Consider the following 13,058-nt stretch of genomic DNA (forward strand, 5'->3'; position numbering starts at 1 on the left):
ATATGGCGGCGAAGATATTGAATCTTCAGGACAGCTTCCTGAATCAGGTACGTAAAGAGGATGTAGGAGTCAGCATTCATCTGGTGAATGGATTCCAGCTCAAGGGAACTGTACGCGGTTTTGATAATTTTACGGTAATTCTTGAGTCCATGGGTAAGCAGCAGCTGGTATATAAGCATGCGATTTCTACGATTACACCGGCAAGAGCGCTCGAAAGCGGATTTGAGTTCGCGAAGAAGGACGGAGCAAAGGAAAATTAATTTGAGATGTTCGGGAGCTGCGGAGCCCTTTCCGGCTTGCAGCTCCTTTTGTATGGAGGGAAACAGATGAAAAGAGGATTTGAGGTAGTAAGCTCTTACGCGGATAAGGGAATACATATCCCGGCGCGAAAGACTGCTTCAAGTGCCGGCTACGATATAGAAGCAGCAGAGGATACAGTGCTTGCACCGCATGAGGTAACTCTCGTTCCGACGGGTATTAAGGCGTACATGCAGCCTGATGAATATCTTGGAATCCATGTTCGTTCAGGCTTTTCAATAAAGAAGAAAATTTCCTGCATTAATGATGAGGGCATTATTGATGCGGATTATTATAATAATGACGATAACGAAGGGCATATCATGATTGCGCTTTACAATCACGGCGATGAGCCTGTGCCTGTTGAAAAAGGTATGCGCGTGGCACAGGGAATTTTTTATTCCTATCTGACTGTTGATGGCGATGAGGCAGGCCGTGGAGCTAAGCGGCGCGGCGGTATGGGTTCGACGGGGGCGCTCTGATGGCTGTTTATTTGGACTATGCGGCTACAACGCCTACTGATTCAAAGGTTTTGACGGCGATGCAGCCTTTTTTTACGGAATGCTTTGGGAATCCTTCCAGTGTATATTCCTTCGGACGGCAGACAAAGCAGGCAGTATTAAAGGCTCGTGGCGAAATTGCCGAGCTTTTGGGGGCATCGTCTGAGGAAATATTTTTCACCAGCGGAGGAAGTGAGAGCGACAACTGGGCGCTCTTGGGAATAGCTGCTGCAAACGCGGAAAAGGGACATCATGTTATTACTAGTGAGATAGAACATCATGCGGTTCTTCATACAGTGGATTATATGAGGTCGCAGGGGTTTGATGTGACTGTTCTGCCGGTTGACAGGTACGGTTTTGTTTCAGCAGATTCGCTAAGAAATGCTCTTCGTGATGATACGGTTCTTGTTAGTATCATGATGGCAAATAATGAAGTCGGAACGATACAGCCTGTCGCGGAGCTTTCTGAAATTGCACACGCGCGGGGAGTGCTTTTTCATACAGATGCGGTGCAGGCTGCGGGACATATTCCTATAGATGTGCATGCTCTTGGTGTCGACGCATTGTCTTTGTCAGGACATAAGCTGTATGGTCCGAAGGGAATCGGTGCGCTTTATGTACGAAAGGGAGTAGACATTAAACCGCTTGTTTACGGCGGAGGACAGGAGCGCGGGCTTCGGGGAGGAACAGAAAATGTTCCGGGTATCGTGGGGCTTGGCGCGGCATCAGTGATGGCACTTCATGAAATGGATGACGAGAACAGACGGCTTGCTTCTTTGCGTGATGAGTTTATTTCCTGCGCGGCAGAAGCCATCGAAGGCTGTCATTTGAACGGCGCATCAGGAGAAGGACGTCTTCCGGGAAATATCAATCTGCGGTTTGACGGAATATCCTCGGAGTCTCTTTTGATTCGTCTCGATATCGCAGGCTTTGCTGTGTCGGCAGGAAGCGCCTGCAGCGCAGGAGCAGTTGAACCCAGCCATGTACTCACAGCTATGGGATTATCCGAGGCCGAGGCAAAAAGCTCGGTGCGTATTACAATCGGACGGTATACAACGAAAAAAGAGCTTCATGATTTTTTTGAGGAATTGAAGAAATCTGTCAGGGAAATCCGATTGGCATCGAAGCCCGAAAATACATGAAAAATACATGTGAATATTTGTTTTTATATGATTCATCATGTATAATTAAAAAGGTGTATTGTGCTGAAAGGTAAGTAATCAGTTCTGTTTCGTTTCAGAGGGTTATTTCTGCGGCATGAATGCATATTCTTGATGAATTCTTTATGGTTGATATATATGCAGTGAAAAAAAGACAGGAGGACGCTTAAGAAATGGTTGGAAGTACTCTGCGGGCCGCACGCGAAAAACGCGGGCTTACAGTTAAAGATATTGAAAATGAAACAAGCATTCGTGCGACATATATAGATGCGATTGAAAAAGGCGATTATGATTCTCTCCCGGGAGAGGTATATGTAAAGGGCTTTATCCGCAACTATGCGGATTTTCTTGGGCTTAACGCGGACAATCTTGTTCAGGAATTTCGTGAAGAGCTTCACGGGATTGAGGCTGCAGCTCCTGTAAAAGAGGTTAAGAATGAACAGCCTCATTCTATGTTCGATACGGGTTCAGATTTCAAGGAGCGAGTTGAAAAGTCACATCGTGGACAGAATATATTGATTACCGTAGCTGTCATTATTTTGGCATTCGTTGGAAGTATATATTACTTCTTCGGTGAAGACCCTGCTGCGAAGCCGACGCAGAAGCCTGCTGCAACACAGCAGGCAAAACAGGATAAAAAGACAACTCAGACTCAGAAGCCTGCATCGTCTAACACGCAGTCTAATCCTGCACAGTCTAATGGTACAAAGAATGATAACAAGCAGGCGGTTCCTGCGCCTTCGGGAGTTGCGGCTCCCGGTACTACTGTCCCGAATGCGAACGGGACAGTTCAGGTTTCTATGAGATTTACTGACCGCTGCTGGACGTTGGTGGAAGCTGACGGAAAAGTGCTCTTTGAAGGAACGGCAGAGCCGAACAAGACACTTAACTGGAGCGGAAAAGACAAGGTGAATGTTACTCTTGGAAATGCCGGAGTGGCTGAGGTTACCTTCAACGGCAGGCCAATAGGAAAGCTTGGCAATGTCGGTGAGGTTGTTGAGCGCAGCTTCACTAAGGATAAAATGACAGAGATTAAATAAGCCGTACGGGATTTGTGCGGAGAATGAGGAAGAGATATGAATCCTTTTTTGCCGATGACAAGGCAGGATATGGAGAACCGCGGATGGGATGAGCTTGATTTTATTTTTGTATCAGGCGATGCATACGTTGACCATCCAAGCTTTGGCCCGGCGATTATCTGCCGGCTTTTGGAAAAACACGGATACAAGGTTGGAATTATTGCACAGCCGGACTGGCGGGGCGAGGAGGATTTCCGTCGCCTTGGCCGGCCTCGGCTGGCTTTTTTGGTATCAAGCGGTAATATGGATTCGCTGCTCAATAAGTTTACCGCAGCGAAAAAGACACGTCACGAGGATGCGTATTCACCGGGGGGAAAATCGGGCTGCCGTCCCGAACGCGCTGTTATCGTATATACGAACAAGCTGCGTGAGATATGGCCGGGCGTTCCTGTTATCATTGGAGGTATTGAGGCGAGCCTCAGGCGGTTTGCACACTATGATTATTGGACAAACCGTGTAAGAAGATCTGTACTGATGGACAGCCAGGCAGATCTTCTGGTCTACGGTATGGGTGAAAAGCAGATTCTTGAGATTGCATCTGACCTTCATCAGGGGGTTGCTGTAGAAAATATACAGGATGTTGCAGGGACGTGTTACCGTGTTCCGGATTTTGATTATGTATATGACTACGTGAAGCTGCCTGATTTTGAAACGGTTGCTGTTGACAAAAAAGCTTTTGCCGATGCTTTCGCGGATATTTATCTTGAGCAGGATGCTATCAGGGGGAAAAAGCTTGTGCAGCGGAACGGTGAGGCATGTGTCGTCCAGAATCCTCCTGCAATGCCATTGACGGAAGAGGAAATGGATGAAATATATGACCTTCCCTATCAAAGAACGTATCATCCAATGTACGAAAAGGCAGGCGGAGTTCCTGCTATCAAGGAAGTTAAATTCAGTCTTGTAAGTCAGCGCGGATGCTTTGGAGGCTGCAATTTCTGTGCGATTGTTTCGCATCAGGGACGTATAATTCAAAGAAGAAGTCATGCGTCAATCCTCCGCGAGGCCAAGCTTCTTACGGAGCTTCCGGATTTTAAGGGATATATTCATGATGTGGGCGGACCGACGGCTAATTTCAGACGGCCGAGCTGTGATGAACAGCTTCAGAGGGGAACATGCCGAGGCAAGGAATGTCTTTCGCCTACACCGTGTAAAAATATTGTTGCCGACCACAGCGATTATCTGAGCCTTTTACGGGAGCTTAGAAAGCTTCCTAAGGTCAAAAAGGTATTCATACGTTCAGGTATCAGGTTTGACTATCTTATGCTTGTAAAGGATTCTTTTCTTGAGGAGCTTTGCAAATATCATATCAGCGGTCAGCTTAAAATCGCGCCTGAGCATATTTCAGACCGTGTTACACGGCTGATGGGAAAATCAAACAAAGAGGTGTACAGAAAATTCGTTCAGCGGTTCAAAGCCATGAATGAACGGCTGGGAAAGAAGCAGTATCTTGTTCCTTATTTCATGTCCAGCCATCCGGGTGCAAGGCTTGAGGATGCTATTGAGCTTGCGGAATTTATACGTGATCTCGGATATCGTCCTGAGCAGGTGCAGGATTTCATTCCGACACCGGGGACACTTTCTACGGCGATGTACTATTCAGGGATTCATCCGCTGACTGGGGAGGCTGTATATACTGCAAAAAATCCTCAAGAAAAACGTATGCAGCGTGCGCTTATGCAGTACTGGATACCGGGAAACCGGCCGCTTGTCAGGGAGGCTCTGCGGCTGGCTCACCGTACGGATTTGATTGGTTTTGATAAAAAATGTCTTGTTCATCCCGAGAAAACGGCTGGGCAGGAAAAAAATAAGCCGCGAAAGCGGAGATAAAGAAGGATGAGGGTGTAATTATGCGTTGTCCATTTTGCAAAGAAGAAGACAGTCGTGTTATTGATTCCAGATCGGCAGACGACGGAAATTCTATCCGCCGCCGCAGGGAGTGTTCGAAGTGCGGCCGCCGCTTTACCACCTACGAGGTTGTTGAGAAAACACCTTTGATGGTTATTAAACATGACGGACGCCGAGTTCAGTTTGACAGAGACAAGCTTTTGAAGGGACTCATACGTTCCTGCGATAAGAGGGATATTCCTACAGACAGGATTGTAGCTCTTGCGGATGAAATCGAGCGCGAGCTGCGCAACACAATGGAGCGTGAAATAACAACGAAATCCATTGGTGAGCTTGTAATGGAAAAGCTCAAGAATTTTGATGAGGTAGCATATATACGTTTTGCATCGGTTTATCGTAAATTTGCGGATATAAGCATGTTTAAGGAGGAGCTGGAGGAGCTTCTTCGTGAAAAAAGAGAAAAGTAATATTCACAGGAGGTAAATGGTTTGTCTTGGAAGCTTGCGGCAAAGCTTAAAGCTCAGTTGGAAAAAGAGAAGGGCTGTTATATTTTCCCTGCGGGGCAGCGTGAACGAATGGCGCTGGTGTATCCCAATTCGTATTTTGTCGGGATGTCAAATCTTGGAATTCATATTATATATGATTTGATGAATCGAAGAAACGATACGGCCTGTGAACGTTTTTTCCTGCCGGAGAAAAAGGAGCTTGATGAGTACAGGAGAACAAATACTCCGCTTATGAGTCTTGAAACACAGACGCCGTTGGCGGAATTTTCACTGATTGCTTTTGCTGTTTCCTTCGAGATGGATTATTTTAACCTGATGGATATTCTTTCTGTCGGGCGTGTACCGCTTTTGGCTTCGGAGCGAGGGGATTCTTCTCCGCTGGTCATTGCGGGAGGCCCCTGTGCAACCTTCAACCCTGAGCCGTTATCAGATTTTGTTGATGCGTTTATTATAGGGGAAGGCGAAGAAATAATGCAGCATTTTATGGATGCCTACTATGCTGCAAAAGCGGACGGAGCAGGGAAAAAGGAGCTTCTCAAAAGGCTTGCGGAGGTTGACGGGGTATATGTCCCCTCGCTTTACGAGCATAATTTTTCAGAGGATGGGACTCTCGTTTCGATTACTCCGCTTGAAGACGCGCCGGAAAAGGTTCACCGTCAGTGGGTGAAAAATCTTGATGAGTATCCGGCGCATACTGTCGTTGTAACGGATGATACGGAATTTAATCTGTACCTGGTGGAGACTGCACGCGGCTGTGGGAGACACTGCCGCTTCTGCATGGCAGGATATTGCTTCCGCCGCCCGAGAAACCGTTCACTTGAGGTTCTGCAGGAGGAATTCAGGGACGGGGAAAAATACGGAAAGCGTTTCGGACTCATGGGAGCTGCTATATCCGATTATCCTGAGATAGATGCTTTGTGTGAGGGTATAATAAGTACAGGAAATACTATGTCTGTAGCCTCCTTCCGTGCTGATTCGGTGACGGCTGTTTTGGTGGATTCTCTCGTAAAGAGTGGTATGCGTACATTGACTCTTGCACCGGAAGCAGGAAGTCCGCGCATGCGCAGTGTCATAAATAAGGGGATAACAGAGGAGCATCTTTTTCATACGCTTGACCTTGGTCTTGATGCAGGAATCCGCCATTACAGGCTCTATATAATGATTGGTCTGCCTATGGAGACTGCAGAGGATATTGACGCCATAGCTGACCTCACTTTAAGGATGAAGGATTACTTGGAGCAGAAGGATAAAAAAACTACGCTGACATTAAGCGTTAATCCTTTCATTCCTAAGCCTTTTACACCATTCCAGTGGTCTCCTATGGCTGACAAGAAAACAATAGAGGCAGCATTGAAGCGCCTGCGGCAGGGAATTGCCGGGCATAAAGGAATAGATATGATTTCTGAGCCGCCGAAGTCGGCTCTGGTGCAGGGGGTATTGGCACGGGGAGACCGTCGTATTGCAAAGGTTCTTTACAAAGCGCATGAGGCAGGCGGGGCTAAAGCTTTTTTGCGCGCAATGAAGGAATGCGGGCTTGATGCGGATTTTTATCTGCATCGTACACGCAGCCGTGAGGAATGTTTGCCGTGGAGCAGTCTCGATATGGGACTCAAAGAGGAATATCTTTGGAGTGAGTGGGAACGCGCAAAAGCGCTGAAGGATACTGTGCCGTGCTTTGACGGTTGTCAGCGATGCGGTGTCTGCGGCAGAACGGAGGAATAGATATTGTCGTTTTATCTTTCGAAAAGCGCTGATTCCATATGGACGGGACAGTTTACAAAGCTTAAAAAGCCTGGACTTATACATGCTGTATCGACGCGCTTCGGGGGCGTCAGCAAAGCTCCGTATGATTCTCTTAACCTTGCGCTTCATGTTGGTGATGAGGCTGCGGATGTAATAGAGAACCGTAAGCTGTTTTGCAGGGCTGTGGGAGTTTCTTTTTCAGGGCTTACAACACCTGAGCAGGTTCATGGAGATAAAATTTTCCGCGTGACAGAGAAGGACGCAGGCAGAGGAAGCCTTTCCTATGATGATTCAATCAAGGGTACAGATGCTCTTATGACAAATGTCAGGGGGATTTCACTCATGCTCTGTTATGCCGACTGCACGCCGCTGCTTTTCTTTGACCCGGTCAACATGGTTATCGCTGCCGCACATGGAGGCTGGAAGGGGACTTACCTTGGTATAGCCGGGAAAACTCTCAGGGCAATGCAGGAGTCATATGGTTCGAGACCTGAAAATGTTATCGCGGCAATCGGACCTGCAATCGGACCTTCCTGCTATGAAGTCGGAGAAGAGGTTGCGGAAAAATTCCGCACGGCGTATCCGGATGACGCGAGTGAAATACTGGTTAAAGATGGTGAGAAAATTCACCTGGATTTATGGGCTGCGAACCGTCTGCAGCTTCTGTATGCAGGCATTCGTGAAGAAAATATAGACAGCGCTGAGACCTGCACGCAGCACAATGCAGAGGTGTTTTATTCATACAGGGCAGCAGGTGGAACAACGGGCCGTATAGCGGCACTGATTTCTTTGGAATGATTTTTCAAACTTATAATATACAGGGGGCTTTCAAATGATTGCTGAGCATTTGGAAACGGTGAAGAAGAATATCGAAGAAAGTATGGCAAAGCGCACGGGTATCTTTAAGGATGATCCTGTACAGCTTGTTGCGGTTACCAAAAATCATGATGTGGAAGCGATGCGCGAGGCTATTGATGCCGGAGTCACCGTTGTTGGGGAAAACCGTGTTCAGGAAGCAGTAGAAAAGCATGAAAAGCTGGACCGTGATGTTACATGGCACCTCATAGGCCACCTGCAGACCAACAAGGTAAAGCAGGCAGTCAAAAATTTTGACCTTATCCATTCGGTTGACAGTGAGCATTTGCTGGATGCAGTGGATACGGCTGCAGGAAAGATTCATAAGGTGCAGAATATCCTGATTCAGGTCAATCTGGCAAAGGAAGAAAGCAAATTTGGTATTTATAAGGAGGATTTGCCGTTCCTGCTTCAAAAGGCTGACCAGATGAAGCATGTGCATCTCATGGGACTGATGTGCATTGCCCCCAATTATGAAAATGTTGAGGAATGCCGCCCGCTGTTTCGGGAGATGCGCGGGATATTTGATAAGCTTCAGATGTTTCCGCTTATGAATTCTGAGATGAAGTGGCTTTCCATGGGAATGACTCACGACTATCAGATAGCCATTGAAGAGGGTTCTAATCTTGTTCGGATAGGAACAGCGATTTTCGGACCAAGGCAGTATTGATGGATGCAAAAACAAGTATTTGTTTTGGAAAATTTCAGATATATAAGTTATAATAATAGGATAGTCATGAAAGTAAAAAATTAAGAGCAAAAATAAAGAATACGTGAGCAGAGGAGGAATTAACATGGGGATAAAATTCATTGATAAAATGTGTGGAAAGATTGGACTCGTAGACCCGGAGAATGAAGAGCTCAGGGAAATTGAGCGTGCTGAGGAGGAAGTCGAGGAGAAGGTATACGACGCACCGAAAAAACAGCAGTCTTCACATCCGGACAATGTTGTAAATATTCAGGAGGCTGCTGCAGGTATCGGCCGCACGACGAGAATGAAGGTCATAGTTATTGAGCCGCGTTCCTTTGATGACGTGCAGCAGGTAGCAAACGCACTGAAGGAAAAGCGTCCTGTTCTCATCAACTTCGAAAAGACCGATGCCGATGAAGCAAAGCGCATAATTGATTTTATCAGTGGAACTACCTATGCTATTTCCGGTGATATAAAGAAAGTAGGAAAAAATGTTTTCCTCTGTGCACCGAGCAACGTGAATGTTGATTATTCTCAGGACCGCAGTAATCCTATGGACATGTCCTGGATGAAGAAGTAACTCCATATATCAATCAAACAGGGGGAAATTTCTATGGAGAAGGTACAGTCTATCGGATTTATCGGTGGCGGAATGATGGCTGGCGCGATTTTGGACGGCATGGTGAACCGTATAAAGAAAAATCCCACGGAGATTTTTGTTTCGGAGCGTCGTCAGGAGCGCTGTGATGAACTGCATGACATGTACGGAGTTTCTGCGTCAACTTCTGCTGATTCATTTATCGGAAATGTTGATGCGGTTCTGCTGGCTGTAAAGCCGCAGGCTTTGGATGCCGCGCTTGATGAAATCGCGTCTAAGGTGAAGTCTGACGCGAGGATTATTTCTATCGTGGCCGGTGTACCGTTGGCGCGTCTTGAGAAAGCTTTCCCGGGACATCCTATAGTCAGGGTTATGCCTAATACGCCTCTTTCGGTTGGAGAGGGCATGTCCGCTTATACATTTAATGATGCGGCAGAGGCTGTAAAGGATACGACTGCTGAGGAAATTTTTTCTTCCTGCGGAAAAGCAGTCAAGGTTGCAGAGTCTTTGATGGATGCTGTTACAGGTCTTTCCGGCAGCGGTCCTGCGTATGCTTTTTTGATGATTGATGCATTGTCAGACGGCGGTGTTATGGCAGGGCTTCCACGTGATTATGCACGAATCATGGCGGCACAGACTCTTTTGGGTGCCGCAAAAATGGTACTTGAGACAGGAAAGCATCCTGATGCTTTGCGGGATGCGGTCACTTCTCCTGCAGGAACGACTATTGCAGGTGTACGTGTTATGGAGCAGCAGGGGGTACGCGGGGCTCTTATTGATGCGGTTATGGCTGCAACCCGCCGTTCTGAAGAGCTGGGGAAATTAAAATGACAACAGCACGTGAACGGATTTTACGTTATTATAAGGGGACAGAAGGAGAAGCTGTTTCAGTCCAGCTTGTTGACCTTGCGGAGCAGGCAATGCGCACACAGAAGTTTCGTCTGACTCCTTTTCTGGATCCCTACGGAGTTGAAATTGCCGAGACTGTAGCCGCCAGCTATGACGGTCTTACTGTGCAGTATGATGGCGGCTATCAGGGGGCAGAGCGGCAGAGGGCAATGTTTACTCACGATGCCTTTGGCGGCAGGCCTTCCTTTGATATAGCGGTAATAAAAGCAGAATGGAAAAGTGATTTTTGCTATCTTACACATCGTGATGTGCTTGGCGCATTGATGGGGCTGGGGATCGAGCGCGATACACTGGGAGATATTCTTGTAGCTTCCGGAACGGCGAGGATTTTGACGACGAAGCAGATGGCGGACTATCTTTTGTCTAATCTTACGCAAATTGGGGCTGCAGCGGTTCACTGTGAGGCTGATGAGCTTTCGGCCATAGCGCCGAGAGAGGAACGCACTAAGGAAATAACTGCGACGGTGGCATCGCTTAGAGTAGATTCCATTGCGGCTGCAGGCTTCGGTATGTCACGCAGCCGTGCCGCGGCAGACATAGAGGCTGATAAACTGAAGCTCAACTGGCAGTCTGTGAAAAATGCCTCGGTGACTGTGGGGGAAGGTGATATCCTTTCGCTGCGCGGCCGTGGACGTGTTGAGGTCGTCGAAGTACGCGGTAAAACAAAAAAAGGCCGTGTGGGTATATCGCTGAAGCGCTATATTTGAGGAGGTATGATGCATGATTACACCGTCCGATATTCATAATCAGGAATTCAAAAAGGAATTTCGCGGTTATGATGTAGAAGAGGTTGATGATTTTCTTGATCGGATTGTGAATGATTACGAAACACTGTTTCGTGAAAATCAGCAGATGAAGGATGAGCTCGAGCTTAATGCAAAGAGGATTGAGCAGTATCAGGAGCTGGAAAAGAATCTTCAGGATACGCTTCTTGTGGCGAAGAAAACCTCGGAAGAGATAATAGAGAACGCGAAGCAGCGGGCTGATGAGATACGTGATAATGCTGCAAAGGAATGCGAGAATATGAAGCTTCAGGCACAGATGGAGCTTTCTGAGCAGCAGATTTCGGTGCGTGAGAATGTGCGCCGCGAGGAAGAAAAATACGATGCTGTATTGCAGCGTCAAAGGCAGTTCCTTATAAAGATAAAGTCCCTTCTCCGTACCGAGCTTGAGCTTCTTGAGGAAGACGGTGTAAGGGAGGCCGTAGGCTCTCTTGATGAGATTTCTGAGGAAATAAAGGAAGAGCTGGATAAGGACAGCGGAGTAAAACCGCTGCCTTGGCAGCATCATTATCATATGAAAAATACAAATCCCGACGGACCGGTGGAGCGTGACGCCAGAGTGCTCGCTGAGCAGCGGCGTGAGCAGCAAAGCCATGAGGACGGTAATAAATAAGAGGGGCACGAAACAACGTGTTTTGGCTGATTGTAGCATTACTGATTATTCTTGATCAGGCAGTTAAATTTTTTGTCATGGCATCTATGGAGCTGGGACATTCAGTTCCTGTCCTGCCTGGCATTTTTCATATCACATACATACAAAATCCCGGGGCTGCCTTCGGTATACTTGCCGAGCAGCGTTGGATATTTATAATTGCCGGAGTTTTGATTATAGGAGCCGGTGTGTTCTTTTTTAAGCGGCTGGAAAAGGAAAGTGCGTGGATTTACTACGGGTCGTCTCTTCTTCTTGGCGGTGCGGCTTCCAATTTGATTGACCGTATCTGGCTTGGAAAGGTCATTGATTTTTTTGATTTTAGAGTCTGGCCGGTATTTAACACGGCTGATATCGCCATCTGCGTCGGAGTCGGAGCTATTCTGTACGCTATGCTTATGGATGAATGGAAGGAGGCACATCAGGCCTGATGGAGCGTTTTGAATATACTGCGGAAACGACAGGTACACGGCTGGATGTTTTCCTTTCCGAAAAGCAGCCCGAGCTTTCACGCTCTCATATACAAAAGGTTATCGAGAGCGGCGGCGCGCTGGTAAACGGAAAAGCAGAAAAAAGCAGAACGAAGCTGAAGGAAGGGGACACTGTTTCCTTTACTCTGCCGGATCCCGTATCGGTAGATGTGCTGCCGGAGGATATTCCTCTGGATATTTTATACGAGGATCATGATGTTATTGTTGTAAACAAAGCACGCGGTATGGTTGTTCATCCTGCAGCGGGAGTTTACAACGGTACCCTGGTTAATGCGCTTTTGCATCATTGTGAGGATCTTTCCGGGATTAACGGTGCGGTTCGTCCGGGAATTGTCCATCGTCTTGATAAGGATACGTCCGGTGTCATGATAGCGGCGAAAAATGATGCGGCGCATGTAGATTTGGCGGAGCAGATACGCGTAAAAAGTGCTCACAGGGTATACTTGGCAGTTGTCTGCGGAAATATTGCAGAAGAGAGCGGAACGATTCATGGTGCTATTGGCAGAAGCCAAAAGGACCGCCAAAAGATGGCAGTCGTGCTGCACAACGGAAAGGATGCTACTACCAAGTTTAAGGTACTTGAACGATATGGGGACTATACTCTCGTAGAGTGTCGGCTTCTTACAGGCCGTACACATCAGATTCGCGTGCACATGGCATTCATAGGTCATCCCGTCCTCGGAGATCCTAAATACGGACCGAAAAAATGTCCGTTTGCAATAGAAGGGCAGGCACTTCACTCGAAGTCGCTTACCTTTGAACATCCGGTATCAAAAAAGGAAATGACCTTTGAGGCTCCTGTACCTGAGGATATGCAGCGTATTATTGATTCGCTGAGAAAGCGGCAGGGGATAAAGTGAGACTTATTCAGGGCTTTATAGGTGCTATCCCCCACCTTAGAGGCGGGAGCCTTAGCACCTATTGGCATCGGATAAAAAATAACTGATAGGAGT

15 protein-coding genes are annotated in these 13,058 nt (G+C 47.3%); all 15 read left to right on the forward strand.

What is annotated here, in order from left to right; translation table 11 throughout:
• Positions 1–2: 2 nt before the first annotated feature.
• The 15 genes from hfq to BUA83_RS03820 all read left to right on the forward strand — a co-directional run bounded on the left by hfq (position 3) and on the right by BUA83_RS03820 (position 12,965).
• The gene (gene hfq / locus BUA83_RS03750; protein ID WP_072934861.1) at positions 3–260 is read left to right on the forward strand and encodes an RNA chaperone Hfq; all 258 of its coding nucleotides are present in this window, start codon (positions 3–5) and stop codon (positions 258–260) included.
• Positions 261–326: 66 nt separating this feature from the next.
• Positions 327–779 (forward strand): dUTP diphosphatase, encoded by a 453-nt coding sequence (dut, locus tag BUA83_RS03755; protein WP_072935072.1) that lies wholly within the window; start codon positions 327–329, stop codon positions 777–779.
• On the forward strand, positions 779–1,939 hold the full coding sequence (locus BUA83_RS03760) for a cysteine desulfurase family protein (RefSeq protein WP_072934862.1): 1,161 nt from the start codon (positions 779–781) through the stop codon (positions 1,937–1,939). Before dut ends, BUA83_RS03760 begins: the two co-directional genes overlap by 1 nt.
• Positions 1,940–2,130: 191 nt before the next feature.
• Positions 2,131–2,997 carry a helix-turn-helix domain-containing protein gene (locus tag BUA83_RS03765; RefSeq protein ID WP_072934863.1) on the forward strand — a complete coding sequence of 289 codons (867 nt, stop codon included), beginning with the start codon at positions 2,131–2,133 and terminating at the stop codon, positions 2,995–2,997.
• A gap of 36 nt (positions 2,998–3,033) precedes the next feature.
• Positions 3,034–4,863, forward strand: coding sequence for a YgiQ family radical SAM protein (locus BUA83_RS03770; RefSeq protein WP_072934864.1), 1,830 nt, complete (start codon positions 3,034–3,036; stop codon positions 4,861–4,863).
• A 20-nt stretch (positions 4,864–4,883) separates the two neighbouring features.
• Positions 4,884–5,348: a transcriptional regulator NrdR gene (gene nrdR / locus BUA83_RS03775; RefSeq protein ID WP_072934865.1), complete on the forward strand. Its 465-nt coding sequence runs from the start codon at positions 4,884–4,886 to the stop codon at positions 5,346–5,348.
• A 21-nt stretch (positions 5,349–5,369) separates the two neighbouring features.
• Complete coding sequence (locus tag BUA83_RS03780; RefSeq protein ID WP_072934866.1) at positions 5,370–7,109, forward strand: TIGR03960 family B12-binding radical SAM protein; 1,740 nt, start codon at positions 5,370–5,372, stop codon at positions 7,107–7,109.
• A gap of 3 nt (positions 7,110–7,112) precedes the next feature.
• On the forward strand, positions 7,113–7,928 hold the full coding sequence (gene pgeF / locus BUA83_RS03785) for a peptidoglycan editing factor PgeF (protein ID WP_072934867.1): 816 nt from the start codon (positions 7,113–7,115) through the stop codon (positions 7,926–7,928).
• A gap of 34 nt (positions 7,929–7,962) precedes the next feature.
• Positions 7,963–8,655 carry a YggS family pyridoxal phosphate-dependent enzyme gene (locus tag BUA83_RS03790; RefSeq protein WP_072934868.1) on the forward strand — a complete coding sequence of 231 codons (693 nt, stop codon included), beginning with the start codon at positions 7,963–7,965 and terminating at the stop codon, positions 8,653–8,655.
• 130 nt (positions 8,656–8,785) lie between these two features.
• A complete protein-coding gene (locus BUA83_RS03795) occupies positions 8,786–9,256 on the forward strand; it encodes a cell division protein SepF (protein WP_072935073.1) in 471 nt (156 codons plus the stop codon).
• Positions 9,257–9,289: 33 nt separating this feature from the next.
• On the forward strand, positions 9,290–10,105 hold the full coding sequence (proC, locus tag BUA83_RS03800) for a pyrroline-5-carboxylate reductase (protein WP_072934869.1): 816 nt from the start codon (positions 9,290–9,292) through the stop codon (positions 10,103–10,105).
• A complete protein-coding gene (locus BUA83_RS03805; protein ID WP_072934870.1) occupies positions 10,102–10,890 on the forward strand; it encodes a YlmH family RNA-binding protein in 789 nt (262 codons plus the stop codon). The genes proC and BUA83_RS03805 overlap by 4 nt, the downstream gene beginning before the upstream one ends.
• Before the next feature lie 13 nt (positions 10,891–10,903).
• Positions 10,904–11,578, forward strand: coding sequence for a DivIVA domain-containing protein (locus BUA83_RS03810; RefSeq protein ID WP_072934871.1), 675 nt, complete (start codon positions 10,904–10,906; stop codon positions 11,576–11,578).
• Between the two features lie 17 nt (positions 11,579–11,595).
• Positions 11,596–12,045 (forward strand): signal peptidase II, encoded by a 450-nt coding sequence (gene lspA / locus BUA83_RS03815; protein ID WP_072934872.1) that lies wholly within the window; start codon positions 11,596–11,598, stop codon positions 12,043–12,045.
• A complete protein-coding gene (locus tag BUA83_RS03820; protein WP_072934873.1) occupies positions 12,045–12,965 on the forward strand; it encodes an RluA family pseudouridine synthase in 921 nt (306 codons plus the stop codon). Before lspA ends, BUA83_RS03820 begins: the two co-directional genes overlap by 1 nt.
• The last annotated feature ends 93 nt before the right edge of the window (positions 12,966–13,058 follow it).

The organism is Schwartzia succinivorans DSM 10502, assembly GCF_900129225.1.
GTDB classification, from domain to species: Bacteria; Bacillota; Negativicutes; order Selenomonadales; family Selenomonadaceae; genus Schwartzia; species Schwartzia succinivorans.